Here is a 26,573-nt window from a genome sequence, read left to right on the forward strand (position 1 = left end):
GGAGCCGTCCCCCGGCTCCGGGGCTCTCGGGCGTCCCGAACCACCCGCGACTCCCCCACAGGTGAGGGAAGTTCCGTGCAGTTCCGCCAACAGGCCCTCGCCAGACTCCAGTCGCCCCAGGAGCTGGACCTCCCGGTGCGGCTCGCCCGCCCGCAGGGCCGGCTCGCGCTCGGGGTCACCGTCGCCGTCATGGCCGCGGCCTCCGTCTGGGCGGTGACCGGATCGGTCGCCTCCACGGTGACCGCGGACGCCATCCTCACCCACGGGCAGGGCAGTTACGTCCTCCAGAGCCCCGTGGCGGGGCAGGTGACGGCCGTCCTCGCCCGCCAGGGCCGGCAGCTGCCCGCCAACGCCCCCGTGGTCAAGGTCCGTACCCCGCAAGGGGATTCGATCGTCCGCACGGTCGCCGCGGGCCGGATCACCACGCTCACCGCCACCATCGGGCAGATCGTGGGGACCGGCACCGACGTGGCCGCCGTCGAGAAGGTCGCGCACCCGGACGACCCGCTGTACGCGACCGTGTACGTCCCGGCCGAGAACGCCGCCGCCGTCCCCGCGGGCGCCGCCGTGGACCTCACCGTCTCCTCCGTACCGGCGCAGCGCTACGGCGTGCTGCGCGGCCGGGTGCGCTCGGTGGACCGGGCCGCGCAGTCCGCGCAGTCGATCGCCGCGTTCCTCGGCGACAGCCAGCTCGGCCGGCAGTTCACCCAGGGCGGCCGTCCGGTCGCCGTGACCGTGGCACTGGACACCTCCCGCACCGCCAGGAGCGGTTACCGGTGGTCGACCGCCGAAGGGCCGCCGTTCCGGCCGGCCTCCATGACCCTCGCCTCCGCCTCCGTCCGGCTGGCCGACCAGCACCCCGTCGATTGGCTGCTCCCGTGACGCCCGCTCCCGAGGAGACCCGCCGCCGCAGACGCGCCGCCCCCGCCCGGCGCCCGGCCCCCGCGTCCCGTACCGGCACGGTCCGTACGCCCACCGTGCTCCAGATGGAGGCCGTCGAGTGCGGCGCCGCCTCCCTCGCGATGGTCCTCGGCCACCACGGGCGGCACGTCCCGCTGGAGGAGCTGCGCATCGCCTGCGGCGTCTCCCGGGACGGCTCGCGCGCCAGCAACCTCCTCAAGGCGGCGCGCGGTTACGGCCTGACCGCCAAGGGCATGCAGATGGACCTGGCCGCCCTCGCCGAGGTGCGCGCCCCGGCCATCCTGTTCTGGGAGTTCAACCACTACGTCGTCTACGACGGGACGGGCCGCCGCCTCGGCCGGCGCGGCATCCACATCAACGACCCCGCCAAGGGCCGCCGTTTCGTGCCCCTGGAGGAGTTCGACGGCAGCTTCACCGGTGTCGTCCTGGTGCTGGAGCCCGGCGCGGACTTCACCCGCGGCGGGCGCAAGCCGGGCGTGCTCGGCGCGCTGCCGGCCCGGCTGCGCGGCACCGCCGGTACCCTGCCCGCCGCGGTGCTGGCCAGCCTGCTGCTGGTCGCGGTCGGCGCGGCCGTACCGGCGCTGAGCCGCACCTATATCGACATGTTCCTGATCGGCGGGCAGACCTCGCTGCTGGGCGTGCTGTTCACCTCGATGGCCGCCTGTGTGCTGCTCACCCTGGTGCTGACCTGGCTCCAGCAGGCCAATCTGCTGCACGGCCGGATCGTCTCCTCCACCCTGACCAGCGCCCGCTTCCTGCGTCATCTGCTGCGGCTGCCGGTGACGTTCTTCGCCCAGCGCTCCCCCGCCGACCTGGTGCAGCGCCTGCAGTCCAACGACCAGGTGGCGGAGACGCTGGCCCGCGACCTCGCGGCGGCCGGGGTGGACGCGATCGTGGTCGTGCTGTACGCGGTGCTGCTCTACACCTACGACCCCCAGCTGACGTTCCTCGGCATCGGTGTGGCCCTGCTGAACATCGTCGCCATGCGGCTGGTCGTACGACTGCGCGCGACCCGTACGGCCAAACTCCGCGCGGACACCGCCCGATTGACCAACACGGCCTATACCGGGCTCCAGTTGATCGAGACGATGAAGGCGACCGGCGGCGAGGACGGCTACTTCCGCAAGTGGGCCGGGCAGCACGCCGCCACGCTGGAGGAGCAGCAGCGGCTCGGGGTGCCGACCGCCTGGCTCGGGGTGGTCGCCCCGACGCTGGCCACGTTCAACAGCGCGCTGATCCTGTGGATCGGTGGTCTGCGCGCCGTCGAGGGGCATATCTCGGTGGGTCTGCTGGTGGCCTTCCAGGCGCTGGTCACCCGCTTCACCGCACCGCTGACCCGGCTCAATGGGGTGGCGGGCCGCATCCAGGACTTCGCGGCCGACGTGGCCCGGCTGAAGGACGTGGAGAACTTCCAGGCCGATCCGCTCTACGCGCGGGGCGGCCCCGGCGACGAGACGCGGCGGCTGCGCGGCCATGTCGAGCTGGAGAACGTGGCGTTCGGCTACAGCCCGCTGGACAAGCCGCTGCTGTCCGGGTTCGACCTGACCGTGGGACCGGGGCGGCAGGTGGCGCTGGTGGGCGGCTCGGGCAGCGGCAAGTCCACGGTGTCCAGGCTCATTTCGGGCCTCTACGCGCCCTGGGAGGGGGTGATCCGGATCGACGGCCGACGCCTTGAGGACATCCCGCGCGGCGCGCTCGCCGCCTCCGTCTCCTTCGTGGACCAGGAGGTGTTCCTCTTCGAGGGCTCGGTGCGCGACAACGTCGCCCTGTGGGACCCCTCGATCCCGGACGAGGCGGTGGTCGAGGCGCTGAAGGACGCGGCCCTGTACGAGGTGGTGGCCCGGCGGCCCGGCGGCATCCACGGCAGGGTCGAGCAGGACGGCCGCAACTTCTCCGGCGGACAGCGGCAACGCCTGGAGATCGCCCGGGCGTTGGTGCGGCGGCCCAGCGTCCTGGTGCTGGACGAGGTGACCAGCGCGCTGGACGCGCAGACCGAGCTGGTGGTGATGGACAACCTGCGGCGGCGCGGCTGCGCCTGTGTGGTGATCGCGCACCGGCTGAGCACGGTCCGCGACAGCGACGAGATCGTCGTGCTCCAGCACGGCACGGTGGTCGAACGCGGGCGGCACGAGGAGCTGGTGGCGCGCGGCGGCGCGTACGCGGCGCTGGTCAGGGAGCGTTGATGACGTCTGTTCAGGAGGGGTACGACGGCGATCTGGTGCTCGCCGCCCTGGGCGCGCTCGGCACCCGGGTCGACGGCGCCGGGCTCACCCGCCTCGACCTGGCGGACCCCCAGGTGCTGTGGCTGGTGGCGGCCGGCGCCCTGGACCTGTTCGCGGTGGACGCCGAGCAGCAGGGCCACTGGCACCATCTGGGCCGCCTCGACGCGGGCGCGCTGCTGCTCGGCCCGGTCGCCGGCCCCCGGCACACCCTGGTGGCCCGCCCGGCGCGGGACTGCGTGGTGCACCGGGTGAACCTGCGTGAGCTGTACCAGCAGACGGGCACCCAGACCTGGTCGTACGACGAGTACGGGCGGCCGCAGTACGTGCCGCCCGCGTCCAGCCCGCTGGAGTACGCCCTCGCGCTCGGCGTCGGCCGCGGCCTGTCCGTCCTCTTCCAGGCCCCGCTGGCCGAGGAGCGGCCCGAAGTCCCCACGGACGACGACGTGTTCTGGATGCAGGTGCCGCCCGGCAGCGTCCAGTACGGCTCCCTGTACGGCGCGGAGGCCGCCGCCGATCTGCTGATGGACCCGGCGCTGTGGCAGTCGCTGGTCGACCAGCAGTACCGGCTGCTGACCGCGCTGGACCGCTGGATCGAGCAGCTGGAGCGCAGCCACGAGACGCGAACGGCCGCCGGGATCAGGGCGGGTGAGGCGGCGAGCGCCCAGGCGGACCGCACCCTGCTGGCCTCGATCGGCCGCCGCTCGGGGCGTCGCACGACGGCCGCCGACGCCGATGCCACGTACGCGGCCTGCGCGTTGGTCGCCGAGGCCGCCGGGATCAGGCTCGCCGAGCCCGCGCGCGGCGGCGGCGAGAGCGAGCGCCTCGATCCGGTGGAGCGGGTGGCGCTGGCCTCCCGGGTGCGCACCCGTGCCGTACGGCTCGAAGGACGCTGGTGGCGGGAGGACGTGGGCCCCCTGGTGGGGCAGCGGGCGCTGTCCGGGGCGCCGGTCGCCCTGCTGTGGCGGCGCGGCGGCTATGCGGCCGTGCACCCCGGCAGCGGCCGGGAGACGCCCGTCGGCAAGGCGAACGCGGAGGAGTTCGAGCCGCGCGCGGTGATGTTCTACCGGCCGCTGCCCGACAAGGCGCTCTCGCCGCTCGGGCTGCTCCGGTTCACGCTGGGCGGCGCCCGCGGCGATCTGCTCGGGCTGCTGCTCGCGGGTCTGGTGACGGTGGCGATCGGCGCGCTGGTGCCTGTCGCGACCGGCAAGGTGCTCGGCGAGTACGTGCCGAGGGCCGAGGAGGGCCTGATCGTCCAGGTGTGTCTGGCGGTGCTGGTGAGCGGGGTGGTGTCGGCGGCGTTCACGCTGCTGGAGAACCTGTCGATCCTGCGGCTCGAGGGGCGCGTCGAGGCGGCGCTGCAACCGGCCGTCTGGGACCGGCTGTTGCGGCTGCCCACCCGGTTCTTCGCCCAGCGCTCCACCGGCGAACTGGCCAGTGCGGCCATGGGGATCAGCGCGATGCGCCGGATGCTGGCGGGCGTCGGCCCGGTGGTCGCCCAGTCGGTGACGGTCGGCGCGATGAACCTCGGTCTGCTGCTGTGGTACAGCGTGCCGATGGCGCTCGCGGCGATCGGCATGCTGGTCGTGATCGCGGCCGTGTTCCTGGGGCTCGGGCTGTGGCAGGTGCGCTGGCAGCGGCGTCTTGTGGTGCTCGGCAACCGGCTGAACAACCAGGCGTTCCAGACCCTGCGCGGGCTGCCCAAGCTACGGGTCGCCGCCGCCGAGAACTACGCGTACGCCGCGTGGGCACGGGAGTTCGCGCGTGGCCGGGAGCTCCAGCAGAAGGCCGGGCGGATCAAGAACCTCACCGCGGTGCTCGGCGCGGTCTATCTGCCGGTGTGCTCGCTGCTGATGTTCATGCTGCTGGCGGGCCCGGCGAAGGGCACGCTGTCGGCGGCGGACTTCCTCACCTTCAACACCTCGGTGACGATGGTGCTGACCTCCGTCACCCAGCTGACCGGCTCGTTGGTGTCGGCGGTGGCCGCGCTGCCGCTGTTCGAGGAGATCCGGCCGGTCCTCCAGGCCGCTCCCGAGGTCCGTGCCGCGAGCACCCGGCCCGGTCCGCTCACCGGCGCGCTGGAGGCCCGCAAGCTGTCCTTCCGGTACTCCGACGACGGCCCGCTCGTCCTGGACGAGGTCGACTTCGCCGTCCGGGCGGGCGAGTTCGTCGCGGTCGTCGGCCCCAGCGGCTGCGGCAAGTCCACCCTGCTGCGGCTGCTGATCGGCTTCGATCCGCCGCTCTCGGGCAGCGTCCTGTACGACGGCCAGGACCTCGCCGCGCTCGACCAGTCGGCGGTGCGCCGCCAGTGCGGGGTGGTGCTCCAGCACGCCCAGCCCTTCACCGGCTCCCTGCTGGACGTCATCTGCGGCACCGAGCCGTACACCCCCGAGGAGGCGATGGCGGCGGCCGAGATGGCGGGGCTCGCGGAGGACATCGGGCGCATGCCGATGGGCCTGCACACCATCGTCTCCGGCGGCGGCTCGGTCTCCGGCGGGCAGCGCCAGCGGCTGATGATCGCGCAGGCGCTGATCCGCCGCCCCCGCATCCTCTTCTTCGACGAGGCGACCAGCGCGCTGGACAACGACACCCAGCGCATCGTCATCGACAGCACCCGCAAACTGAACGCCACCCGCGTCGTCATCGCCCACCGCCTGTCCACGGTCCTGGACGCGGACCGGGTGATCGTCATGGAGGACGGCCGCGTGATCCAGCAGGGCAGCCCGGCCGAACTGCTCGCGGACACCGCCGGGCGGCTGCATGAACTGGTGCGACGGCAGCTGGCGTAGGGCGGTCGGCACCCGCGTGCGCGACGACGAGATCGGACTCACCACGTCCCGGGCCCGGCCCGCCACGCGAGGGGCCACCACCGGACCTATGGCCCCGGGTCGTCGCGCCCCGGTCCGGACCGTCGCGTACCGCCCCCGGGTAAGCTCCCGCCCCTGGAACCGTCGGTCCCCGAGGGGACGCCAGGTCGGTCCCTTAGGGGGCCTCGTCCTCCCCTGGGCGCCCGTTCTCCCCGCCGTCCTCGTCCTCGTGCTCATGTCGGCGCAGATGGACCGGCATCACCCAGTGGTGCTCGCAGAACCAGCGGCCGAACAGGGCGCCGCCGTAGATGACGAAGCCGACGCCGATCAGCCAGGACTCCAGCACGAGAACGGTGCCGACCGCGCCGTAGCTCAGCGCGTTGGTCACGATGAGGGGCGTGAAGACGAGGTAGGAGAAGGCGCGCAGCCCGGCGAGGCCCACCATGGTGGCCAGCGCGCCCGGCAGCAGTTCCCGCCAGCGGACCTGGTCGCCGAGCAGGAAGTGCTGCCCCCACCAGAAGAAGAGCACACCGCTGAGCCCGGACAGCAGGATCCGCTGGGAGCCGTGCAGCGCGGCTTTGGTCGCCACCTCCTGGTAGAGGTAGGCCGTCAGCACGATCAGCCAGGTGGCCTGCCGCCAGACCCGGTGCCAGGGCCCGGCGGCCAGACCCCAGATGCGTTCGTAGGCGTTCTGCACGCTGCCCCCGAAGGACACGCCGAACACGGCGAGCAGCACGGCGCTCCAGGCACTGGTGGTGCCGATGACGTTGTGCGGGGGGCTGATGACGTCCGTGACCACGCGCGCCGAGGGGCCGGACAGTCCCATCCCGTCGGTCAGCCAGGAGGCGAACCCGCCCTGGACCAGCGGGTCCGCGGCGGCGACCACGATCAGCAGCGGCGCCAGCGTCACCAGCGCCAGGGTGGCGAAACCCATGGCCCGGTGCATCAGCTCCAGCTCCCGGCCGTGCGCGAACAGGGCCTGGACGCGGATCCACCGCCAAGCGCGGTGCAGGCCGCGCCGCAACCGACTCACGGCACCTCCCGTGCTCACCGCCGCGCGCGTGCGGGTCCGGCGTGAACGCGCGCCTGGCTTCACTCTGGCACGGACCGGGCGTCCCGCCACGGAGGAGTCGGCCAGTCGGGTCCATCGAGGCGGCGCGGCACGGCCCGGGTCGTCCGGTTCGGCCGTCCCGGCCCGGAGAATCGGTGCCCGTGTGCGCATCTGCCGAGGTGCCCCCGCGGCGCCGGACGCTGATCCTGAGCGCGAGCATGGGGGCCGGTCATGACACGGTCGCCGCCGAACTGGCGCGGCGGGCCGGGACGTACGGCCATCAGCCGTACGTCGTCGACGTGCTGACGCTGCTGCCCCGCGGGCTCGGGGCGGGGCTGCGCGGCTGGTACCAGGCGGTGGTCCGGCACGCGCCCTGGATCTACGCCGGGGTCTACGACGCGTTCCTGCGCGGCGGTCCCGGCGGCACCCGGCCGAGCGGGGTGCCCTTGGCGCGGCTCGCCGGGGAGCGGCTGCTCGCTCTCGTGGACCGGGTGGACGCCGATGTCGTGGTGTCGGTCTTCCATCTGGCCGCGCAGCTGACCGGGCATCTGCGGGCGCGGGGGCGGCTGCGGGTGCCGAGCGCGGTCTGTCTGGTCGACTTCGCCGTGCACCGGCAGTGGCTGCACCCGGGCAACGACCGCTATCTGTGCCTGACGGACGCGGCGGCCCGTCAGGTGCGCGGGAGTCTCGGGGTGCCGGCCGTGCCGACCGGTCCCGTCGTGGCCCCGCCGTTCGCCGCCCCGGCCCCGGGCGCGGCGCGCTGGCGGGAGCCGCCCTGGCCACCGCCCCGCTGCCCGAGTACGGCACCGGCTCCCTCGCCGACCTGCTCCCCACGCTCGCCGCCGGCATGGGCGTCCCCGGCATGACCGCCGCGATCACGGAGCTGGGCCCGGCCGGCCGCCGGTGCTGCTGTCCGCGGGTGCCTGGGGAGCGGCGTCCCGGCCGGAGGCCACCGCCGCGCTGCTCGCCGGTGCCGGGTATCTGCCGGTGGTGCTGTGCGGTCGTAACCGACGGCTGTACGAACGGATCGGCCGGGTTCCGGGGGTGCTCGCCCTCGGCTGGGTCGCGGACATGCCGGGGCTGCTGCGCGCCTCGCACGCCCTGCTGGACAACGCGGCCGGGCAGACCGCCGTCCAGGCCCTCGCGGCCGGGTTGCCGGTGATCGGCTACCGTCCCCTGCCGGGCCATGGCCTGGAGGGCGTCCGCCGGATGGCCGACCTGGGCCTGTCGGCCCTCGCCCCGGACCCGCCCGGCCTGCTGGCGGCACTGGCCGACCTGTCGTCCGCGGCCCCGGCGAGAGCGGCACGGGCCCGCGCCCTGTTCCGGGCGGACCCGATGGCGGCGGTGGCGGAACTCGCCGAACGCGCCGAACGCGCCGAACGCGCCGACCCCTCGTCTTCCTGATCAGCCGACCCCGTGCTCCCCCAGCGGTCCCACCGCAAGCCCCGCCTCCCGGCAGTCCCCGACGATGCCCGGCAGGGCGTCGAGGGCCGATCGCCAGCAGCCGGGCGCGGACTGCCGGTCCGAGTCGTGCAGCAGGATCGTGCCGCCGCCCCGCAACTGCCCGGTGACCAGGGCGCGTACCGACTCCGGGGTGGCGTCCGCGCGCCAGTCCTTGCCCCACGCGGACCACAGGACCGGTCGCAGCCCCGCGCGCCGGGCGGCCAGCCAGCGGGGGGAGGTGAGGATGCCGTAGGGCGGCCGGTACCAGCGGGGGCGGCGGCCGGTGAGGTCGTGGACGGCGCGGGCGGTGCGGGCGACGCCCTCGTGTTCGCGGGCGAGGGCGGGGTGCCAGGGCCGGTCGTGGCGCCAGCCGTGCACCGCGATCTCGTGCCCGCGCCGTGCGGTCTCCGCGACCAGCGCGGGATGGCGCGCCGCGTGTTCGCCGAGCACGAAGAAGGTGGCGCGCACGCCGAGCCCGTCCAGGGCGTCCAGGAAGCGTGGCGTGGCGACCGGGTCGGGGCCGTCGTCGAAGGTCAGGGCGACATGGTGGGGCGCTCCGGTGCCCGCGAGCCGGGGGAACAGCGGCAGCCGTACGGCGGGGAGCCAGGTGGCGGCCGGGCCGACATGGGCGCCCGCGAGCCCGAGCGGCAGCAGCGCGGCGGCCATGCGCAGGGCGCGCGCCGACGGCACGGATGCCCGCCACGGGGTCGGGTGCTCACTCACGGCGGGTCCGGACCTCACCGCCGTCCGCCTCGGCGGGTGCGTCAAAGCCCTGCCCGGCGGAGAGCGTGTTGGCCAGTCCGATGCTGCCCGCGCCGATCAGCACGATGCCGATGGCCTCGGGGATCATCCGCAGCCCGAGCTGCACGGACTCCTCGAACAGCGCCCAGCCGAGCGCCACGCTGGTGAGCGCGTCGCCCAGGGTGAGCGCGGGCTGGGAGGCGGCCAGCGATCCGGCGCCGAGCGCGCTCTGCAGCAGCAGGAAGGCGACCAGCCCGACGGCGGCGGTGGCGTACGGCGACCAGTGGGAGAACATCACGCCCGGCCCCAGCCGCAGCCGTCCCACGCTCTCCTTGAGCAGCGCGGCGGTGGTCGCGAAGGCCACGGCGGAGGCGAGGCCCAGCAGCGCCGCGCGGGCGGGCCCCCGTACCGTACGGGCGGCCAGCACCAGCAGCAGGACGACAGCGCAGGCCACCCCGCCCGCCATGAGCCATGCCCGGGAGGTGGCGTCGTCGCGGCCCGGGCGTGGCGCGGCCGAGAGCAGGAAGACGGCCAGCCCCACGGCGAGCGCGACGAACGCCAGCCAGGTGCGGCCGCCCGGGCGGCGCCGGAAGACGAGACCGCCCACGATCAGCGTGAACAGCAGCTCGGTGGCGAGCAGCGGCTGGACCAGCGAGAGGCTGCCCACGGCCAGTGCCCAGCCCTGCATGACGGCGGACAGCATCAGCAGGGCGACACCGGCCAGCCAGTCCGGGCGCCGCAGCAGGCGCCGCAGCCCCCGCAGCAGCGCACCGGCGCCGCCGGGTTCCGCCGGGGTGTCCACCGCGGCGGCCCGGCGTTGCAGCACCGAGGAGGCGGCGTTCGCCAGCGCCGAGCACAGGGCGAGGCCGACCGGGAGGGCGAGCACGGGCGCTCACCCGAAGTGGGCGGCGAGCCGCCGGTAGAGCCGATCTAGAGCCCCGGCGCAGCGCCGCGCACCCGGGCGGGCAGCCGCAGCCAGCCGGGCACGTACACCTCGTCGCTGCCGCGCCGTACGGCGCTGAGCACGGCGTCCGCGACCCGCTCGGGCGGCACCGGGCGGGGCCAGGAGCGCCGGTAGGGGGCGCCGCGCCGGTCGAAGAAGGGGGTGTCGACCACGCCGGGAACCACATGGGTGACGCCGACGCCGGTGCCGCGCAGCTCGTAGCGGAGCGCGTCGGCGAACGCGGCCACGGCGGCCTTGACCGCGGAGTACACCGCCTCGCCACGCACGCCGACGCTGCCCGCGACGGAGCCGAGCAGCACGATCCGTCCGGAACCGGCCGCGACCATGTGGGGCAGCAGTCCGCGGACGAGGTGCAGGGTGGCCAGCAGATCGGTGCCGACCAGTTCGTCGATGCGGGCGCGGGGCATGCCGGTGAAGTCACCGGCCCAGCCGACACCGGCGCCCGCCACGAGCAGGTCCACGCGGCCCAGATGGTCGAGGGCGGCCTCGGTCACCCGGCGGTCGGCGCCGGGCCGGCTCAGGTCGGCGGCGACGGTCACCGCCGACATCCCGGCGGCCACCTGCTCCAGACGGGTGAGGTCGCGGCCGTTGAGCACCAGCCGCCAGCCCCCGTCGGCGGCCAGTCGGCGGGCCACGGCCGCGCCGATACCGGAGGAGGCGCCGGTCACCAGGGCCGTGGCGAGGGGTGCCTGCTGAGCGGCGGGCCGGGCGCCGGGACCCGCCGCGGGGCCGGACTTCGTCACCGGCCGAGCACGGTTCGACGGTCCTGCGGGGGACGGGGCGTGGGACATGGTGGCGACCTCATCGCGACGGCGTGCGGGATCCGCGAGCTCCTGGGCCGAACCTCGCGGTGTATCCAGGGCGCCACATCCGGATACCGACCGCACGTGGAAGCGGCGCGGACGGGGGCCCTGGCGGGCTGGTCCGGGTCGGGTCCGGGTCGGGTCGGGTCCGGGTCGGGTCCGGGACCCGGGCGCAGCGAAACGTTGCCGTTTCGTTCAGGCTGGTCTAGCCTCGATGCGTACGAAACCGTTTCGTTTATGTACGCCGCATGACTCGCGCGTGAACGACTTCCCTGGAGTGGTTCCCCATGCCCCAGAAGACCCTGACCGACGACCCCCGAACGGGGGCCGGGGCGGCGGCACCGCACGACGCCTCGCCCCGGCGCTGGTGGATCCTCGCGGTGATCGCCGTCGCCCAGCTGATGGTGGTCCTCGACGCCACGATCGTGAACATCGCCCTGCCCTCCGCCCAGCGCGACCTCGGCTTCTCCGACGGCAACCGGCAGTGGATCGTCACCGCCTACGCGCTGGCCTTCGCCTCGCTGCTGCTGCTCGGCGGCCGCATCGCCGACCTGTTCGGCCGCAAGCCCGCCTTCCTCGTCGGCGTCGTCGGCTTCGCCGGGGCCTCCGCGCTCGGCGGCGCCGCGAACGGCTTCACCCTGCTGGTCATCGCCCGCGCCCTGCAAGGCGCCTTCGGCGCGCTGCTCGCACCGGCCGCGCTGTCCCTGCTCAACACCACGTTCACCGACGCCCGCGAGCGGGCCCGCGCGTTCAGCGTCTACGGCGCGATCGCCGGCGCCGGCGGCGCGGTCGGCCTGCTGCTCGGCGGGCTGCTCACCGACGCCCTGGACTGGCGCTGGACGCTGTACGTGAACGTGGCCATCGCGGTCATCGCCTTCGCGGGTGGCTGGCTCCTGCTGGGCAACCACCGCGACGCGAGCCACGCCAAGCTGGATGTGCCGGGCACGGTCCTGGTCGCCGCCGGACTCTTCTCCGTGGTCTACGGCTTCTCCAACGCCGAGAGCCACCACTGGCACTCCCCGCTGACCTGGGGCTTCCTGCTCGCAGGCGCCCTGCTGCTCGCCGCGTTCGCCTGGTGGCAGACCCGCGCCGCGCACCCCTTGCTGCCGCTGCGGATCCTGCTGGACCGCGACCGGTCGGCATCCTTCCTCGCCGTGCTGATCACCGGCGCCGGGATGTTCGGCGTGTTCCTCTTCCTCACCTACTACCTCCAGCTCAACCTCGGCTTCAGCCCCACCAGGACCGGTGTGGCGTTCCTGCCGATGGTCGGCGCGCTGATGGTGGCGGCACAGCTGGGCACCACGCTCCTGGTGCCGCGCCTCGGCCCGAAGACGGTCATCCCGCTGGGCTTCGCCATCGCGACGGCCGGCATGGCCTGGCTGACCGGCATCGGCCTCGGCTCGCACTACAGCGGCGCCGTGCTGCCGCAGCTGATCGTGGCGGGCTTCGGCCTCGGGCTCGTGATGCCGCCCGCGATGCAGCTGGCCACCGGCGGGGTCGCCGCCGAGGACGCGGGCGTGGCCTCCGCGAGCGTCAACGCCATGCAGCAGGTGGGCGGCTCGGTCGGTACGGCCCTGCTGAACACCCTCGCGACCAGCGCCGCCACGCACTACGTGGCCGGCCGTGACGCCACGAGCAAGCTGGTCCAGGCGCAGGCCACGATCGAGAGCTACACCACCGCGTTCTGGTGGTCGGCGGGCTTCTTCGCCGCGGGCACCGTACTCGCCTTCCTGCTCTACCGGCGCGGGGTGCCGCGGCAGGACGCGGGCGCGGCGGCGGTCGTCCACATGTGAGGCCACCCGGTCCGGGCCCGCTGGAGCCGCCGGGGGCCGTCCCGAGCCGAAAGGTCATCCGAGCCGAAAGGCCGTCCGAGCCGAGGGGCCGCCGTCCGCAGGGAGACGGTGGCCCCTCGTCCATGTCCCGGGGACGGCACGGGGCGCACGCCGGGGCCCGCGCGTGGACCGGGCCGTACCGGGTAATCGGATGCGGACCAGGAAGACACCTACGGGGAAGACACCCACGACCCCTACGGCCCTTACGGCCCTTACGGGAAGGAGACGCCATGTCCGGCGGGAAGGACCACGGCAAGCGGCCCGAGACGGCACTGGAGGAGGTGCTGCACGAGGTCGAGCAGGCCGAGCTGCACGGCGAGAAGCGCCACGACGAGGGCGAGGCGGGGGATGCCATCTCCCCGAACAGGGACGCCCAGGAACAGTCGGGCGGCGACCGGACGGCACCCGGGCGGCGCCACTGACCTGCCCGGATCCGGGTACCCGGCCGCCATGAACCCACGAGGACCCGAGCTGCCGCCCCCGCGCGGCCCGCTGTCCGCCGCGCTCATCGACCACCTGCGCGGCACCGGACCACTCCCCGGCCCCGGCGACTTCGGGGACCCCTACGGGGACGACCCGCAGCTCGCCCTGTACCTCTGCTACGAGCTGCACTACCGCGGCTTCGCGGGCGTGCCGGACGAGGCCGAGTGGGACCCGGAGCTGCTGCGCCTGCGGGCCGCGCTGGAGCACCGCTTCCTGGCCGCGCTGCGCGCCGACACCCCGGTGCACGAGAACCTGGACGGCGCGCTCGGCGCGCTCCTGGTGGAACCGGCCGAAGGCACCGGTGTCACTCATTTCCTGTGCGCCGAGGGCGAGTTGTGGCAGCTGCGCGAGTACGCGGCGCAGCGCTCCCTGTACCACCTGAAGGAGGCCGACCCGCACGCCTGGGTGCTGCCCCGGCTGTGGGGCCGGGCGAAGGCGGCGATGGCGGCGGTGGAGTACGACGAGTTCGGCGGCGGCCGGGCCGAGCGGGTGCACGCCCGCCTGTTCGCCGACCTGATGCGGGATCTGGGCCTGGACGCGGCGTACGGGCGCCATCTGGACGCGGCGCCCGCCGAGATGCTGGCCGTCGTCAACCTGATGTCCCTGTTCGGCCTGCACCGCGCGCTGCGCGGCGCGCTGGTCGGCCACTTCGCGGACGTGGAGATCACCTCCTCCCCCGGCTCCCGGCGGCTCGCCGAGGCGCTGCGCCGCACCGGCGCGGGAGCGGCCGCGCGGTTCTTCTACGACGAGCACGTGGAGGCGGACGCGGTGCACGAACAGGTGGTCCGGCACGAGGTGATCGGCGGACTGCTGGAGGAGGAACCGGAGTTGGCCGCGGACATCGCCTTCGGCATCGACGCGACCGAGCATCTGGAGGACCGGCTCGCCCGGCGGCTGCTCACCGACTGGCGCGCGGGCCGGTCCTCGCTGCGCGTCCCCCTCGCGCAGCTGGACACGCGGGAGCAGCCGGACGCGCTTGAGCAGCCGAGCACGGCGTAACCATATTTCCCTAATGTCCGGGTACTCGCGTCATGTGATCGCTTTGCTGATACCGGGCGTCTACGCCCCCCAGGACGACACCGCGCTGCTGGCCGAGGCCCTGCGCGAGGAGGCGGTGCCCGCCGGGGCGCGGGTGCTCGACGTGGGCACCGGGAGCGGGGCGCTGGCACTCGCGGCGGCCCGGCGGGGTGCCGAGGTGACCGCGGTGGACGTGTCCCGGCGGGCGGTGTGGACGGCCCGGCTGAACGCCCTGCTGTTCCGTCTGCCGGTACGGATCCGGCGCGGCGACCTCTTCGTACCGGCGCGCGGACGGTCGTACGACGTGATCCTCGCGAACCCGCCCTACGTCCCCGCCCCGCACGGTGGGAACGGGCCGCGCGGCCGCTCCCGGGCCTGGGACGCGGGCCATGACGGGCGGCTGCTGCTGGACCGGATCTGCCGGGACGCTCCCGCGCTGCTCGCACCCCGGGGCGTGGTGCTGATCGTGCAGTCGGCGCTCAGCGATCCCGGGCGCACCCTGGAACTGCTGCGCGACGCGGACCTGAAGGCCGCGGTGGTGCGGCGGCGCTGGATCACGCTGGGCCCCGTGCTGCGCTCCCGGGAGGACTGGCTGCGCGGTCGGGGGCTGCTCGCACCGCACGAGAGAACGGAAGAGCTGGTGGTCATCCGTGCCGAACGAACAACCCGCTGACCGCGCCCGCCGGATCACCGTGCGGCGACGGGGGCCGCTGCTCGTGGAGGGGCCGGTCGAGGTGGAACTGGAAGACGGTACGACGGTGTCCTCCGACCGCTTCCGTGTCGCTCTGTGCACCTGTCGGCGCAGTCGCCGCTACCCGTGGTGCGACACGAGCCATCGACGCAAGGCCTGAGCACCGTTCGTTTTTCGCCGCTCCCCGGTAGGCCCCCCACGGGCCTGTCCGGGGAGCGGCTCTGTGTGCCGGCAAACCGGCGGGCGACCCCACTTCGCCCGGCGGTCCGGCGCGAGATCGCGGGTTCCCCGTTCCGAGAGGTCCGCACTCCCCAGTCACGGTCCTGATCCGGTGTGTACGAAGACCCTGCGATCCCGGTCCTTGTGCGGCCCTCGCTAGAACGCGAAGAGGCTGCCGCCGACGGCGTCCCGCTCACAGGAGTTGCCGAACGTGCGCTCGTAGCTGACCCGCTGGCCCTGCCACACCCCCTGGGCGGTGACGACCACGGGGTCGTAGAGCTTGTTGCACCAGACGTCGTCGCGCGCCTTGAGGGCGGCGAAGTCGCCGCCGACACCGCGCAGTTCCGCGCAGGCCGCGGGGGCGGCCGGGTGGGTGCCGGAGGAGGTCGGGGCGCAGCTGAGTGTGACGGCGCGTTCGGGGGTCGCGGTGGCCGCTTCGCCGCCGTGGCCGATGGTCAGCACCAGCGCCGAGGGGGCGTAGAGCGAGGCCGGGGCGGCGTCCGGGGCGGCGACGGCGGCCCCGGTCAGGGGTCCGCAGACGGCGACGGCCGTGAGGCCGAGGGCCGCTGCCCAGCGCGCGGTGTTCCGCATGGTGTGCATCCTTCCGCTCGAACTAGACGGGTGCCGGCTCCGTTTCCGGTAGGACGTCGGAGCGGCGAGCGCCACTCTGCCGAGTCCCCGCCGGAAACACACATCGACCCCACAGGTTTCGGTAACATTTCGTGTTGAAGCAGTGGCGTGAAGTCACGGAATTCGAACGGCTGGGGCCTGGAACTGGGCGGCGCGGGCCCTTAAGAAGTCGTCAATTGGCCGAAAATCAGCGGTTATTTAATCGTCCGGAAACATTCCGACACCGCCGCCCCGGACCCCCTTCATGACTCCCTGTGTTCACCCGATGATCACCGCCCCGGGCGGGCCGGGGACGCGTCCGTCGGTCGCGGTGGCGCGGCCCGCCCGGTTCGCCTGGTTCAGCGCTGGAGGGTGGCGAGCCAGTCGGTGAGCAGGCGGTTGACCTCGTCGGGGCGCTCCTGCTGGATCCAGTGGCCGCAGCCGTCCAGGAGGTGGGCGGCCGACAGGCCGGGGAGGGTGGTGGGGTAGGCGTCGATGGCGTCGGACATCCAGGTGGTGGAGGCGTCCAGGGCGCCGCCGATGAACAGGGACGGCTGCGTGATCGGGGCGCCGCGGTGCGGGGCGAGGTCCTCCCAGTCCCGGTCCATGTTGCGGTAGCGGTTGAGTGCGCCGGTGACCCCCGTGCGCTCGAACTCCCCGGCGTAGACATCGAGATCGCGCTCGCTCAGCCAGGACGGGAGGACCCCCGCGGGGAAGCGGTCGCGCAGTCGGCCGCCGCGGGCGACGAAGTGCGGGTCGGGCTCGCCCGTGGCAGGCATGGTGTCGGCGGACAGCGCCGCGTAGAAGCCCGCGAGCCAGCCCCGGACGTCGGGTTCGATCTCCGCCTCGGCGCGGCCGGGCTCCTGGAAGTAGGAGACGTAGAACTCCTGCTCGGGGCCGCCGATCTGCCCGAAGACGTCGGTGGGGCGGGGGCCGCCGGGTGGCGCGTAGGGGACGCTCAGCAGGCCGACGGCGCGGAAGACCTCGGGGTGGAGCAGGGCGGAGGTGGCGGCGATGTTGGCGCCCCAGTCGTGGCCCACGACCACCGCGTGCTGCTCGCCGAGGGCGTGCACGACGGCGGCGTTGTCCGCCACCAGGTCGAGCATCCGGTAGGCGTCGGTCGCCGTCGGCTTGGCGGAGCGGCCGTAGCCACGCACGTCGATCGCCACCGCCCGGTAGCCGGCCGCGGCGAGGGCCGGGAGCTGGCGGCGCCAGGAGTACCAGGACTCGGGGAAGCCGTGCACGAGCAGGACCAGCGGGCCGGTGCCCTGCTCGACCAGGTGCAGGCGCCCGGCCGGGGCCTCGACGGTGCGGTGGCGGAGCGCGGTGGTGGGCTCGGGCTGCATGGGCTTCTCCTCGGTTCGCGGCGGGCACGGCTGTCCGTCGATCATGCGTCGCGGCACCCGCCCGACGCGATCAGCGTTGCCGTTCTGGCAAACTCGCAGGACAGAGCGGTGGAGCGGCACTGTCTGGACGAGGGAGCGGGCAAGGTGACGGTCGACGACATGGAGGGCGGACTGGCCGCGATGGGGCCCCGGTTGCGGGCCGCGCGCGAGCACCGCGGCACGACGCTCGCCGGTGTCAGCCGCGCGACCGGCATCTCGGCCAGCACGCTGTCCCGGATCGAGACCGGCCGGCGCAAGCCCACCCTGGAGGTGCTGCTGCGGCTGTCGAAGGAGTACGGCGTCGGCCTGGACGAACTGGCCGGCACGGCATCCGCCTCCGCGGTCGAGCCGCGCCCCACGGCGCCGCTGAGCTTCGGCGACGACAAGGCGGTGGTGCCGTTGACCCGGTACGTCGGCGGCCTGCACGCCCACAAGCATGTCCTGCCCGCCCTCCAGGCCCCGCCCGCGCGTCCCCGCCAGGTCTCCCACGACGGCTACGAGTGGCTGTGCGTCCTGTACGGGCGGCTGTGGCTCGCGCTCGGCGACCAGGACCTCCTCCTGACCGCGGGGGACGTCGCCGAGTTCGACACCCGCACCCCGCACGGAGTGGCGAACACCGGCCCCGGCGGTCCGGTCGAATACCTGATCATGTTCGGCCCCCAGGGCGAACGCCTACGCCCACGCACCCCTGCGGCCACCACCCGCGCAAACCGACAGGCCGCCCGGGAAGCACAGCCGTAGGCTCTGGCCCCCGCGGGCATGGCCGGTATGAAGGAATTCATCGACGCGAAGGCCGAGTGGCCGACCGTGTGCCAACTCCCGGCCTACACCGCTGACCTCGTCGACGGCTGCATTGCCGCCACCGGCGTGAGCCTGGACGGGTGCGCGAAGCCGGGGACCGGCCCCGGATCACGTGTCCCAGTCCGCATAATCGCCCATCGCCACGTCGTCGCAGAAGGCCTCCCAGAACCCGTTGTGCGCAAGAGCGGTCTCATCGATGACGGAGATGAGACCGCGCAGCTCTTCCGCCACCTCCTCGAATCCTTCCTCGTCGTCCTCCGCACAGAACGGGAAACGTGCGATCACAGCGGCGGCGCATCGACGGAAGGAGTCGAGGTCTGTGTTCACATGATGGGTTGCGACTGCCTCAATCTCAGGAATCTGCACCACGTGACCACGGGCCAGGTCCACGGCGATGCGTCCACACAGCCCGCTCGTCGCGATGGCCACCAGCCCCCGCTCACCGATGCCCCCGTAGTACACAGGCTGGCCCAGCGGCCGGTACTCGTGTCCTATCAACCCGCCCGGGATGCCACTCCCCCTGAGATCGGCAGCGATCCGGGCGGGCACTTCCGGTGGGGACTCGACGGGAATCAAGACGAACTCGGGCTTCGGCAACTGCGGCAGGGGCTGACTCACGGGAGAATCCTCGCCCGATGGACCGCCCGGCAACACCCACCGGCCCGCGAGACTCTCTGCGAGAACTGCTGAGATGTCGCCGGTGCAGGCGGGAGTGACCGCCTGCCGGGAACGCAGGCCGAAGATCAGTTCTCGCAAATCGTACGTTTCCTGCCGGAGTTGACCAGGATGACAACGACTTCCTGGCCGGGCAGCGGTCAGCGATCAGCGATCAGCGGGCGATCGTGATGGCGAAGGGCGTGAGTCCGTTGGAGCGGATGACGTGCGGTACGAACAGGATCGCGGCCTCCGTGGCGCGGGCGGTGATGATTCCGCCGAGGTCGGTGATCCATTCCGTGCGCCAGCCGAGGCCGATGAGCAGGTCGCGGACGGTCCGCTTGGCCTGTGGGTCGTCGCCGGAGAGGAAGGCTTCGGGTGCCTGGGTGAGGGTGGCCGGGGCGGTCATCACGGGGAAGAGCATGGTGTTGAGCGTCTTCACGACACGTGTTTCGGGCAGTGCTTCCTGGAGTTGTTCGGCGAGGCTCGAACCGGGGTAGAGCAGGTCGGCGGGGAGGCCGTCGGGGCCGTCGACGGTGGCGTTGGAGACGTCGACGAGGATCTTGCCGCGCAGTTCGTCGCGCAGGGCGGCGAGTCGGTCCAGCGAGCCGGCGCCCGGTGTGGCGTTGATGACGATCCGGGCGGTGCGGGCCGCGTCCGCGGCGGCGCCCGGCGTCCGGTCCGCCACCCTCACCTCGTGCCCCGCCCGGGTGAGGGCGGTGGCCAGGGTGCCGCCGACGCGGCCGTTTCCGAGGACGGTGATCGTGGTCATGGTTGTTCGGTTCCTCCGTGTGTGCGGGTGGTGGTGCGCGGTCAGCGGGTGAGGGTGGCGACGGCCTGGGTGTGGATGCCGGGCGCGGCGGCCAGGAAGCTCTCGCTGCGCGGGGTCCAGGGGCGGCCCTCGGCGTCGGAGATCCGGCCGCCGGCCTCGGTGACGAGCAGTGTTCCGGGCAGGAGGTCCGCGCGGGCGCCGGCGAACTGCCAGAAGGCGTCGATCCGGCCGGCGGCCACGTCCAGCAGGTGCAGGGTGGCGGGGACGGCGGTGCGGACGACGAGTGCGTCGAAGAACATGGCGGTGACCGAGGAGCCGACGCGGCGCACGACGTCGTCCTTCTCGTCGGGCCGGGCCTGGCTGGTGGCCACGATGCTCAGGCCGAGGTCCGTGGTCGGGGCGACATTGAGCGGCCGGCCGTCGAGGTGGGCGCCCGCGCCGGTGAGTGCGGTGTAGGTATCGCCGGTCATCGGCAGGTGGACCGCGGTGAGCACGGGCCGGTTGTCGCGCACGAGGGTGGCGGTCACCGCCCACTCCGGCAGGGCGTGCAGATGGTTGATGTTGCCTTCGGCCGGGTCCACGACCCACCATTCCCCGGGCGGCAGCGCCCCGCCGTCCAGTTCGTCCTCCACCCAGCCGGCGCGCGGGCGCAGGTGGGTGAGGCGGGGACGCAGGATGTCGAGGGCCCTGTCGTCGTTCGCGGCGAGCGCGCGCATCAGCTCTTCGCGGGTCTGGTAGCGGGCCACCTCCCCGAAGCGCTCGCGCAGCGCGGATCCGGCCAGGCGCACGGCGAGCGCGGTCCGGTCGAGCAGCTCGGCGTCGGAGGCGGCCTCAAGGGTTTCAGGAATGGTCGAACTCCCTTTGGAAGGTGGGGTGTTGAGGCGTATGGGGCGAGCTGTGTGCTCCGGTCCCGCGCTCTGGTGTCGAAGGTATAGAGCCCTTTGATTAACTTCAAATGCATGTAAAGCACGGCTAGGATTACTCGTATGCAATTGGATTTGAACCTCCTGGCCGCGCTCGACGCGCTGCTGGAGGAGGGCAGTGTGGCCGGGGCGGCCGCGCGCCTGCATGTCACCGCCCCCGCGATGAGCCGGAGCCTCGGCCGGATCCGGCGCACGACCGGGGACCAGATCCTGGTGCGCACCGGACGGACGATGACCCCGACGCCGTACGCGATCGCCGTCCGGGAGCAGGTGCACGAGCTGTTGCACCAGGTCCAGGGCGTGCTGGCACCGAGCCGTGAACTCGATCTGGCGACGCTGGAACGCACGTTCACGCTCCGCTGGCACGACTCCCTGGTCGCCCTGAGCGGCCCCGCGCTGCTCTCGGCCGCGCGCGCCGAGGCGCCGGGGGTGCGACTGCGCTTCGTCGCCGAATCGAGCCTCGACACCCCCGGGTTGCGGCGCGGCGAGGTGGACCTGGAGGCGAACGCCAATCGCCCGAGCGCGCCGGACCTCCGCGCCGAGAGCGTGGGCGAGACCCGCCTCGTCATCGTCGTCAGGCGGGGGCATCCCCTCACCCGTGGCAGGACCGTGACCGCGGAGCAGTACGCCGCCGCCGAGCACGTGAACGTCTCGCGCCGCGGCAGCCTCGGCAATGCCGTCGACGACGCCCTCGCGCCGCTCGGCCTCACCCGCCGCGTGGTCGCCACCGCGCCCACGGAAGCGGCCGCGCTGGAGTTCGCGCGCGGCTCCGATCTGCTGATCAGCGTCCCCGAGGCCACCACCCGGTCCGCGGTCGCCGACCTCGGCCTGGTCGTGCTCCCCCTGCCGCTCGAACTGCCGTCGGCGCCGGTCTATCTGTCCTGGCACCAGCGCTACGACACCGACCACGCCCACACCTGGCTACGGGGGCTGGCGCGGACCGCGCTGAGCATGCGCGGAGCGCCGTAGGCGGGCGCCGCGGCCCCGAGGAACCTGCGTGGGGGTTGCGTCGCCGGGCACGGGAAAGCCGGTGAGTGGAGCGGCCGCCGATACCCTGGAGCAGCAGACCCGCGAGGGCGGAGGCGACGGAGAGGGCCAGGGTGTAGCCCGTCGGCGCCCACGCCGCCGCCCCGGCGGAGAGCGCGCCGGGGCGGCGTGGCGCACATCGCGGGTATGCAGGCCCGCGGCGAGCCCGTACGGCGTGCCGTTGGCGATCTCGACGGCCTCCTCGTCGGTGTCGAACGGCAGCACCGTGACGACCGGGCCGAAGATCGCCTTCTGCGCGATGAGGAATCGCGGATCGCAGAACCGACTGTGTGCGGCGGCGGTGGGCGCGGCGAGGCGGCGGGCGGCGGGCACGGGGCATTCCGGGAAGTCGGTGGGCGGTCTGTCCCAACTCCGGCCCCCGCGCGGGTGTCCGCATGCCTGTCCGGATCGGCGCTCCGGTGTTCAGATCTGCCAGGAGCGGAGCCGGTCCGCGGCCCCGTAGACGTCCGTCTTGCCGGAGATCAGATCGCGGGCGAGGTCCACCAGCGCGCCGTACGGCGGATCGATGCCGGCGCCGCTGACGAACATGTAGGCGACCGCGGTGGCGCAGGCGAAGCGGGCGTTGGCCGCGGGCAGCGGCTTGAGCAGGGCGAGGGTGTGCAGCAGGGCGGCGGCCCGCCAGGCGGGGTCGGAGTCCACGCCGAGCCTGGGCGGGTCGACCCGGTGCCGGGCGACGGCGGCGACCAGCGCGGAGAAGTCGTCGACCGTGGGCTGCTCGGGCAGGACCTCTTCATGCCGCTGGAGCAGCCACGGGACATCGATGTGGATGACGGGCTGCATCACTCAGGCGGCCTCGCCCCGTGCGGGCGGCTCGTCCTCGGGGAACGCGGCGGCGAACTCCTCGGCGTGCGTGGTGAAGAAGCTGCGGAACGCCGCGGCGCCCTCCTTCAGCGCCCGGTGCCGGGCGATGTCGGCGGCGGCGGCCTCGCGGACGAGGGCCTTCATCGACGTACCGCGCTCCTTGGCGATCTGCCGCAGGTCCTCTAGTTCCCGGTCACTGAACTCCACGTTGAGAGCTGGCATGGACCAAACGGTACCGCTCGGGTACTCACCAGTAAATTGCCGCAGGTCAGGTCATCTCCGATGCGGTACCGGCGCAGGCCCCGGGGCGCCCGCCCGGCACCGGTCCGGCTCCGGCGCGTACCGCATACTTCACCCACGATCCGCCCCGCCCCGGTGGCCGCGCCGCGCGGCGCGCTCTACCCGCGGCTGCTGCCCCTCGCCCACGACCGGGCGGCCCGCCTCGGCCGCCCGGCGCCCTGGCCGGACACCCTGGAGGAGCGCCTGGCCCGCTGCCACGCCGCGGGGTGAGCACCGTACGATCCGGACCGCGGCGGACGCCGGGGCCGGTGTTCCACGACGCGAGCTGACCCCCACCCGCCGCAGGTGCCCGCCCCTGCCGGGGCCTGGCGTCCACCGGTGTGCGGAAAGCACTAGGCTGGGGGACGCGAGGGGTGCCACCTGTTCACTGTGAGTGTGCGCTTGGGAGCGGCGACGATGAGCCGGGTCTATCCGTTCGACGAGGCGGCGACGGCCCGAGCTGTCATCGATGACGACGGAACGCTGGTGGAGTGGAACGAGGGCGCGCGGCGCCTGCTCGGCCACCCCGCCGACGCGGTCGTGGGCCGCCCCGCCACGCGGCTGCTCAGCGGGCCCGCCCCCGCGCTGCCCCGGGACTCCCGCTGGCACGGCACGCTCGCCGTGCGCCACCTCGACGGCCGCAGCGTCGACGTCTGGCTGCTCGCCCGGTACCGCCCGGCGCCCGACGGCGCGGGGAACCGGTGGATCCTGGTCACCCCGGTGCCCCGCACGGAGCCGCCCGCCGGAGACGATCCGCTGGGCGAGGCGGGCCTGATCCAGTCGCCGTGCGCGATCGCGGTCTACGACGAGGAGCTGCGGCTGCGCCGGATGAACGACGCCATGTCCGTGGTCTCCGGGCTGCCGGAGGACCGGGCGCGGGGGCTGCGGTTCACGGAGCTGGTCGACGGTCCGCAGAGCGAGGAACTCGCGCGGGGCATGCGCGAGGTGCTGGCCACCGGCCACCCGCTGGACGTGCGGACCTTCATGCGGGCGGGCGGCGAGAGCCGGGCGCACGCCTGGCTCGCCCGGATGGCGCCGGTGCACGACCGCGCGGGCCGGGTGCGGGGCGTGTGCCTGGCCGCGCACGACGTCAGCGACAGCCACCGGGCCCGGCAGCGCCTCCAGCTGGTCAACGAGGCGAGCATGCGCATCGGCACCACCCTCGACGTCACCCGGACGGCGCAGGAACTGGCCGACATGTGCGTCCCCGCGCTCGCCGACTTCGTCACCATCGACCTGCTGGACCCCGAGGAGTACGGCGGTGAGCCCCCGGCCCGCGTCGCCACCCCGGTGACCCTGCGCCGCGCCGCCCACCGCTCGGTCCTGGACGGGGTGCCGGAGGCGGTGATGGAGCCGGGGCAGACCGAGCGCTATCCGGGCGGCTCCCCGCAGGCCGACTCGCTGACCGCGGGCCACACCATCATCGCCTCCAGGACCGCGGGCGACATGAGTCCCTGGATGAACTGGAACAGCGCCCGCACCCGGCAGGTGCGGGTCTTCGGCATCCACTCCACGATGTCGGTGCCGGTGCGGGCCCGCGGACTCACCCTGGGCGTCGCGGTCTTCATACGGCACCGGCGCCCGGACGGCTTCGACGCCGACGACCGGATGCTCGCCGAGGAGATCACCGCCCGGGCCGCGGTCTGCATCGACAACGCCCGGCGCTACTCGCGCGAGCGGGAGACCGCCCTCGCCCTGCAACGCAGCCTGCTGCCCCGCACCCTGCCGCGCACGGCCGCGCTGGAGGCGTCCTCCCGTTATCTGCCGGCGGCGCGCGCGGGGGTGGGCGGCGACTGGTTCGACGTGATCCCGCTGTCGGGGCTGCGGGTCGCGATGGTCGTCGGGGACGTGGTCGGGCACGGCGTGCAGGCCTCGGCCGCCATGGGCCGGATGCGCACCGCCGTGCGCACCCTCGCGGACATCGACCTGGCCCCGGACGAACTGCTCACGCACCTGGACGACCTGGTGATACGGCTCGCGGAGGAGACCGGCCGGGACGGCAGCACCGGTGAGGTCGGCGCGACCTGTCTGTACGCGGTCTACGACCCGGTGTCGCGGCGCTGCACGCTGGCCCGCGCCGGGCATCCGCCGCCCGTCGTGCTGCCGCCGGGCGGCCGCCCGCACCAGCTGGACCTGCCCGCGGGCCCGCCGCTGGGCCTCGGCGGGCTGCCGTTCGAGTCCGCCGAGGTGGACCTGGCGGAGGGCACCGTGCTCGCGCTGTACACGGACGGTCTGGTCAAGTCCCGGGACGGGGACAGGGACGCGGGGCGCGCGATGCTCTTCGAGGCGCTGAGCGCGGGCGCCGGTTCGCTGGACCTCTCCTGCGACCGGATCCTGCACACCCTGCTGCCGTCCGGCGGCGCCGCCGACGACGTGGCGCTGTTGCTGGCCCGCACCCAGGGGCTGCCCGCCTCCCAGGTGATGACCTGGGACATCCCGGCGGACCCGGCGCTGGTCGCGCCGATCCGCAAGCAGGTGGTGGAGCAGCTGGACGTATGGGGGCTCAGCGAGGCGTCGTTCACGGCGGAGCTGGTGGTCAGCGAGCTGGTCACCAACGCCATCCGCTACGGCGCCCATCCGATCCGGCTCCGGCTGATCCATGACGCGGCCACGCTGATCTGCGAGGTCTCCGACACCAGCCACACCGCCCCGCATCTGCGCCGGGCCAAGACCTTCGACGAGGGCGGCCGGGGGCTGCTGCTGGTCGCCCAGCTCACCCAGCGCTGGGGCAGCCGGCACACCGGGGACGGCAAGACGATCTGGGCGGAGCTGCCGCTGTTCGAGGAGGAGGACCAGCCGCCGGTCAGGGGCTCGTGAGCCAGGGCCGTACCTGTCTGCGGGCCTCGTGCAGCCGGGACTTGAAGGTGCCGAGGGGGACACCGGCGCGTTCGGCGGCCTCGGCGTAGTCGAGCTGGCAGATGTCCCGGTAGACCAGCGGCGCGACCAGTTGCGGGTGTTCGCGCTCCAGCCGTTCCAGCGCCTCCAGCAGGTCCACCCGGGAGCCCGCGATGACGCTCGTGGTGCGCGGGTCGACGGCGTGCGCCGGCTCGATGGCGGCGGGCTGCTCGGCGGCCCGCCGCTTCAGCTCGCGATATTTCTGCCGGCAGCAGTTGGCGACCACGGTGTACAGCCAGGTGCTGAAGCGGCTGCGGCCCTCGAAGGTGCCGATGTGCCGGGCCACTTGGAGCAGCACGTCCTGGGCGGCCTCCTCGGCGTCCTCCCGGCAGGGCAGGAAGCGTCCGCAGCGGCGTACGACGTCGGGCCGCAGTTCGGCCAGCAGCCGGTCCAGGGCCGCCGGGTCCCCGGCGGCGGCATGCCGGGCGAGTTCCTCCACCGGCGCCTCGTCCTGCACGTCACGCCCCCTTCGAGTCGATCTCAGGGCAGGCATGATAGTCGTATGCACTCCCTGGAGCGGATCGGCCGCTACCGTCTCGAACGGCCGCTGGGCACCGGCGCCTTCGCCACCGTGTGGCTCGCCCACGACCCGGAGCTTCAGGCCCCGGTGGCGGTGAAGGTGCTCGCCGAGAACTGGTCGCACCGGCTGGATGTCCGGGAGCGCTTCCTGTCCGAGGCGCGGCTGCTGCGCCGGGCCGGTTCCAGCCGGGTGGTGCAGGTCTACGACATCGGTGAACTCCCCGACGGACGGCCGTACTTCGTGATGGAGTACGCCGACGGCGGCACCCTCGCCGAGCTGCTGCGGGACGGCCCGTTGCCGGTGCCGGACGCGCTGGCGCTGACGGCACAGGCGGCGCGGGCGGCCGCCGCGCTGCACGAGGCGGGGATCGTGCACCGCGACATCAAGCCGACCAATGTGCTGCTGCACACCGCCCCGGACGGCACCCGGCGGGTGCTGCTGGCCGATCTGGGGCTCGCCAAGAGCCTGGCGCAGGGCTCGGTGCTGACCCTGGCGGCGGGCTCGGCGGGCTATCGGCCGCCGGAGCAGGCGGAGCCCGGCGCGGGCATCGACGAGCGGGCCGACGTCTACAGCCTGGGCGCGGTCGGCTACGAGCTGGTCACCGGGAGCGTGCCGGGGCCGCCCGGCAAGGTGGTGCCGCCCGCGCGGCTGCGGCCCGGCCTCGGCGACGACGTGGCGCGGGCGCTGCTGCGGGCG

At 73.8% G+C, this 26,573-nt stretch carries 27 protein-coding genes and 2 pseudogenes; 16 read left to right on the forward strand and 13 right to left on the reverse strand.

Annotated elements, in window-relative coordinates:
• Window positions 1-75: 75 nt before the first annotated feature.
• The 3 genes from ACLF5H_RS27620 to ACLF5H_RS27630 are packed head-to-tail and all read left to right on the forward strand — an operon-like array spanning window position 76 to window position 5,929.
• Window positions 76-882, forward strand: coding sequence for an HlyD family efflux transporter periplasmic adaptor subunit (locus tag ACLF5H_RS27620; protein ID WP_421678716.1), 807 nt, complete (start codon window positions 76-78; stop codon window positions 880-882).
• Window positions 879-3,104, forward strand: coding sequence for an NHLP family bacteriocin export ABC transporter peptidase/permease/ATPase subunit (locus ACLF5H_RS27625; RefSeq protein ID WP_421678717.1), 2,226 nt, complete (start codon window positions 879-881; stop codon window positions 3,102-3,104). The genes ACLF5H_RS27620 and ACLF5H_RS27625 overlap by 4 nt, the downstream gene beginning before the upstream one ends.
• On the forward strand, window positions 3,104-5,929 hold the full coding sequence (locus tag ACLF5H_RS27630; RefSeq protein WP_421678718.1) for an NHLP bacteriocin export ABC transporter permease/ATPase subunit: 2,826 nt from the start codon (window positions 3,104-3,106) through the stop codon (window positions 5,927-5,929). Before ACLF5H_RS27625 ends, ACLF5H_RS27630 begins: the two co-directional genes overlap by 1 nt.
• 193 nt (window positions 5,930-6,122) lie before the next feature.
• Here ACLF5H_RS27630 and ACLF5H_RS27635 read toward each other — a convergent pair whose 3' ends face one another.
• Complete coding sequence (locus ACLF5H_RS27635; RefSeq protein ID WP_421678719.1) at window positions 6,123-6,980, reverse strand: ribonuclease BN; 858 nt, start codon at window positions 6,978-6,980, stop codon at window positions 6,123-6,125.
• Window positions 6,981-7,216: 236 nt separating this feature from the next.
• Between ACLF5H_RS27635 and ACLF5H_RS27640 the strand changes: the two are divergent.
• From ACLF5H_RS27640 to ACLF5H_RS27650, 3 genes and pseudogenes are all read left to right on the forward strand, one after another.
• A pseudogene (locus ACLF5H_RS27640) lies at window positions 7,217-7,654 on the forward strand (MGDG synthase family glycosyltransferase); the annotation flags it as partial.
• Window positions 7,615-7,905, forward strand: a pseudogene (locus ACLF5H_RS27645) (hypothetical protein); the annotation flags it as partial. The pseudogenes ACLF5H_RS27640 and ACLF5H_RS27645, both read left to right, overlap by 40 nt.
• Window positions 7,902-8,402 (forward strand): hypothetical protein, encoded by a 501-nt coding sequence (locus ACLF5H_RS27650; protein ID WP_421678720.1) that lies wholly within the window; start codon window positions 7,902-7,904, stop codon window positions 8,400-8,402. The pseudogene ACLF5H_RS27645 and the gene ACLF5H_RS27650, both read left to right, overlap by 4 nt.
• Here ACLF5H_RS27650 and ACLF5H_RS27655 read toward each other — a convergent pair whose 3' ends face one another.
• The 3 genes from ACLF5H_RS27655 to ACLF5H_RS27665 are packed head-to-tail and all read right to left on the reverse strand — an operon-like array spanning window position 8,403 to window position 10,937.
• Complete coding sequence (locus tag ACLF5H_RS27655) at window positions 8,403-9,107, reverse strand: polysaccharide deacetylase family protein (RefSeq protein WP_421678739.1); 705 nt, start codon at window positions 9,105-9,107, stop codon at window positions 8,403-8,405. It abuts the gene before it with no gap.
• 49 nt (window positions 9,108-9,156) lie between these two features.
• A complete protein-coding gene (locus ACLF5H_RS27660) occupies window positions 9,157-10,068 on the reverse strand; it encodes a DMT family transporter (RefSeq protein WP_421678721.1) in 912 nt (303 codons plus the stop codon).
• 44 nt (window positions 10,069-10,112) lie between these two features.
• Window positions 10,113-10,937, reverse strand: a complete 825-nt coding sequence (locus ACLF5H_RS27665) for an SDR family NAD(P)-dependent oxidoreductase (protein ID WP_421678722.1) — start codon at window positions 10,935-10,937, stop codon at window positions 10,113-10,115.
• 299 nt (window positions 10,938-11,236) lie between these two features.
• Between ACLF5H_RS27665 and ACLF5H_RS27670 the strand changes: the two genes are divergently transcribed.
• From ACLF5H_RS27670 to ACLF5H_RS27690, 5 genes are all read left to right on the forward strand, one after another.
• Window positions 11,237-12,742 (forward strand): MFS transporter, encoded by a 1,506-nt coding sequence (locus ACLF5H_RS27670; RefSeq protein ID WP_421678723.1) that lies wholly within the window; start codon window positions 11,237-11,239, stop codon window positions 12,740-12,742.
• Window positions 12,743-13,011: 269 nt separating this feature from the next.
• Window positions 13,012-13,203, forward strand: coding sequence for a hypothetical protein (locus tag ACLF5H_RS27675; RefSeq protein WP_421678724.1), 192 nt, complete (start codon window positions 13,012-13,014; stop codon window positions 13,201-13,203).
• Window positions 13,204-13,231: 28 nt separating this feature from the next.
• Entirely contained in the window at window positions 13,232-14,263 is a 1,032-nt protein-coding gene (locus ACLF5H_RS27680; protein WP_421678725.1) for an iron-containing redox enzyme family protein, read from the forward strand.
• Window positions 14,264-14,276: 13 nt separating this feature from the next.
• Entirely contained in the window at window positions 14,277-14,954 is a 678-nt protein-coding gene (locus ACLF5H_RS27685) for a HemK2/MTQ2 family protein methyltransferase (RefSeq protein ID WP_421678726.1), read from the forward strand.
• Window positions 14,932-15,132 carry a CDGSH iron-sulfur domain-containing protein gene (locus tag ACLF5H_RS27690; protein WP_421678727.1) on the forward strand — a complete coding sequence of 67 codons (201 nt, stop codon included), beginning with the start codon at window positions 14,932-14,934 and terminating at the stop codon, window positions 15,130-15,132. Before ACLF5H_RS27685 ends, ACLF5H_RS27690 begins: the two co-directional genes overlap by 23 nt.
• A gap of 215 nt (window positions 15,133-15,347) precedes the next feature.
• On the opposite strand, the gene ACLF5H_RS27695 is transcribed toward ACLF5H_RS27690, so the two are convergent.
• On the reverse strand, window positions 15,348-15,782 hold the full coding sequence (locus ACLF5H_RS27695) for a subtilase-type protease inhibitor (protein WP_085568909.1): 435 nt from the start codon (window positions 15,780-15,782) through the stop codon (window positions 15,348-15,350).
• Window positions 15,783-16,159: 377 nt separating this feature from the next.
• Window positions 16,160-17,146: an alpha/beta fold hydrolase gene (locus ACLF5H_RS27700; protein ID WP_421678728.1), complete on the reverse strand. Its 987-nt coding sequence runs from the start codon at window positions 17,144-17,146 to the stop codon at window positions 16,160-16,162.
• 159 nt (window positions 17,147-17,305) lie between these two features.
• Here ACLF5H_RS27700 and ACLF5H_RS27705 point away from each other — a divergent pair, with 159 nt between their 5' ends.
• A complete protein-coding gene (locus ACLF5H_RS27705; protein ID WP_421678740.1) occupies window positions 17,306-17,926 on the forward strand; it encodes a helix-turn-helix domain-containing protein in 621 nt (206 codons plus the stop codon).
• A 168-nt stretch (window positions 17,927-18,094) separates the two neighbouring features.
• On the opposite strand, the gene ACLF5H_RS27710 is transcribed toward ACLF5H_RS27705, so the two are convergent.
• From ACLF5H_RS27710 to ACLF5H_RS27720, 3 genes are all read right to left on the reverse strand, one after another.
• Window positions 18,095-18,604 carry an SUKH-4 family immunity protein gene (locus ACLF5H_RS27710; RefSeq protein WP_421678729.1) on the reverse strand — a complete coding sequence of 170 codons (510 nt, stop codon included), beginning with the start codon at window positions 18,602-18,604 and terminating at the stop codon, window positions 18,095-18,097.
• A 211-nt stretch (window positions 18,605-18,815) separates the two neighbouring features.
• Window positions 18,816-19,412: an NADPH-dependent F420 reductase gene (locus tag ACLF5H_RS27715; RefSeq protein ID WP_421678730.1), complete on the reverse strand. Its 597-nt coding sequence runs from the start codon at window positions 19,410-19,412 to the stop codon at window positions 18,816-18,818.
• Window positions 19,413-19,453: 41 nt separating this feature from the next.
• Complete coding sequence (locus tag ACLF5H_RS27720; RefSeq protein WP_421678741.1) at window positions 19,454-20,260, reverse strand: inositol monophosphatase family protein; 807 nt, start codon at window positions 20,258-20,260, stop codon at window positions 19,454-19,456.
• 138 nt (window positions 20,261-20,398) lie between these two features.
• Between ACLF5H_RS27720 and ACLF5H_RS27725 the strand changes: the two genes are divergently transcribed.
• Window positions 20,399-21,304, forward strand: a complete 906-nt coding sequence (locus ACLF5H_RS27725) for a LysR family transcriptional regulator (protein WP_421678731.1) — start codon at window positions 20,399-20,401, stop codon at window positions 21,302-21,304.
• Here ACLF5H_RS27725 and ACLF5H_RS27730 read toward each other — a convergent pair.
• The 3 genes from ACLF5H_RS27730 to ACLF5H_RS27740 all read right to left on the reverse strand — a co-directional run bounded on the left by ACLF5H_RS27730 (window position 21,257) and on the right by ACLF5H_RS27740 (window position 22,405).
• The gene (locus tag ACLF5H_RS27730) at window positions 21,257-21,694 is read right to left on the reverse strand and encodes an aldehyde dehydrogenase family protein (RefSeq protein ID WP_421678732.1); all 438 of its coding nucleotides are present in this window, start codon (window positions 21,692-21,694) and stop codon (window positions 21,257-21,259) included. The two genes, ACLF5H_RS27725 and ACLF5H_RS27730, sit on opposite strands and share 48 nt — an antisense overlap.
• 90 nt (window positions 21,695-21,784) lie before the next feature.
• Window positions 21,785-22,162, reverse strand: a complete 378-nt coding sequence (locus ACLF5H_RS27735) for a toxin Doc (RefSeq protein ID WP_421678733.1) — start codon at window positions 22,160-22,162, stop codon at window positions 21,785-21,787.
• Between the two features lie 3 nt (window positions 22,163-22,165).
• Window positions 22,166-22,405, reverse strand: a complete 240-nt coding sequence (locus ACLF5H_RS27740; RefSeq protein WP_037652492.1) for a hypothetical protein — start codon at window positions 22,403-22,405, stop codon at window positions 22,166-22,168.
• 153 nt (window positions 22,406-22,558) lie between these two features.
• On the opposite strand from ACLF5H_RS27740, the gene ACLF5H_RS27745 reads away from it, so the two are divergent.
• Together ACLF5H_RS27745 and ACLF5H_RS27750 are read left to right on the forward strand one after the other, a co-directional pair.
• Window positions 22,559-22,693: a 2OG-Fe(II) oxygenase gene (locus ACLF5H_RS27745; protein ID WP_421678734.1), complete on the forward strand. Its 135-nt coding sequence runs from the start codon at window positions 22,559-22,561 to the stop codon at window positions 22,691-22,693.
• 186 nt (window positions 22,694-22,879) lie between these two features.
• Window positions 22,880-25,279 carry a SpoIIE family protein phosphatase gene (locus ACLF5H_RS27750; RefSeq protein ID WP_421678735.1) on the forward strand — a complete coding sequence of 800 codons (2,400 nt, stop codon included), beginning with the start codon at window positions 22,880-22,882 and terminating at the stop codon, window positions 25,277-25,279.
• Here ACLF5H_RS27750 and ACLF5H_RS27755 read toward each other — a convergent pair.
• Window positions 25,266-25,814: an RNA polymerase sigma factor gene (locus tag ACLF5H_RS27755; protein WP_421678736.1), complete on the reverse strand. Its 549-nt coding sequence runs from the start codon at window positions 25,812-25,814 to the stop codon at window positions 25,266-25,268. The genes ACLF5H_RS27750 and ACLF5H_RS27755 overlap by 14 nt on opposite strands.
• A gap of 45 nt (window positions 25,815-25,859) precedes the next feature.
• On the opposite strand from ACLF5H_RS27755, the gene ACLF5H_RS27760 reads away from it, so the two are divergent.
• Window positions 25,860-26,573: serine/threonine-protein kinase (locus ACLF5H_RS27760; protein ID WP_421678737.1), on the forward strand; the 714-nt coding region annotated here is incomplete at its 3' end.

Origin of the sequence: Streptomyces sp. LaBMicrA B280 (genome assembly GCF_049222185.1) — a bacterium.
Lineage (GTDB): Bacteria > Actinomycetota > Actinomycetes > Streptomycetales > Streptomycetaceae > Streptomyces > Streptomyces murinus.

Excerpts from the sequence above, each read along its gene's own strand:
- ACLF5H_RS27715 (WP_421678730.1), bottom strand. The coding sequence starts at position 19,412 with ATGACCACGATCACCGTCCTCGGAAACGGCCGCGTCGGCGGCACCCTG.
- ACLF5H_RS27630 (WP_421678718.1), top strand. The coding sequence starts at position 3,104 with ATGACGTCTGTTCAGGAGGGGTACGACGGCGATCTGGTGCTCGCCGCC.
- ACLF5H_RS27705 (WP_421678740.1), top strand. The coding sequence starts at position 17,306 with ATGGAGGGCGGACTGGCCGCGATGGGGCCCCGGTTGCGGGCCGCGCGC.
- ACLF5H_RS27670 (WP_421678723.1), top strand. The coding sequence starts at position 11,237 with ATGCCCCAGAAGACCCTGACCGACGACCCCCGAACGGGGGCCGGGGCG.
- ACLF5H_RS27680 (WP_421678725.1), top strand. The coding sequence starts at position 13,232 with ATGAACCCACGAGGACCCGAGCTGCCGCCCCCGCGCGGCCCGCTGTCC.
- ACLF5H_RS27685 (WP_421678726.1), top strand. The coding sequence starts at position 14,277 with ATGTCCGGGTACTCGCGTCATGTGATCGCTTTGCTGATACCGGGCGTC.
- ACLF5H_RS27725 (WP_421678731.1), top strand. The coding sequence starts at position 20,399 with ATGCAATTGGATTTGAACCTCCTGGCCGCGCTCGACGCGCTGCTGGAG.
- ACLF5H_RS27700 (WP_421678728.1), bottom strand. The coding sequence starts at position 17,146 with ATGCAGCCCGAGCCCACCACCGCGCTCCGCCACCGCACCGTCGAGGCC.
- ACLF5H_RS27695 (WP_085568909.1), bottom strand. The coding sequence starts at position 15,782 with ATGCGGAACACCGCGCGCTGGGCAGCGGCCCTCGGCCTCACGGCCGTC.
- ACLF5H_RS27750 (WP_421678735.1), top strand. The coding sequence starts at position 22,880 with ATGAGCCGGGTCTATCCGTTCGACGAGGCGGCGACGGCCCGAGCTGTC.
- ACLF5H_RS27655 (WP_421678739.1), bottom strand. The coding sequence starts at position 9,107 with ATGGCCGCCGCGCTGCTGCCGCTCGGGCTCGCGGGCGCCCATGTCGGC.
- ACLF5H_RS27740 (WP_037652492.1), bottom strand. The coding sequence starts at position 22,405 with ATGCCAGCTCTCAACGTGGAGTTCAGTGACCGGGAACTAGAGGACCTG.
- ACLF5H_RS27735 (WP_421678733.1), bottom strand. The coding sequence starts at position 22,162 with ATGCAGCCCGTCATCCACATCGATGTCCCGTGGCTGCTCCAGCGGCAT.
- ACLF5H_RS27675 (WP_421678724.1), top strand. The coding sequence starts at position 13,012 with ATGTCCGGCGGGAAGGACCACGGCAAGCGGCCCGAGACGGCACTGGAG.
- ACLF5H_RS27665 (WP_421678722.1), bottom strand. The coding sequence starts at position 10,937 with ATGTCCCACGCCCCGTCCCCCGCAGGACCGTCGAACCGTGCTCGGCCG.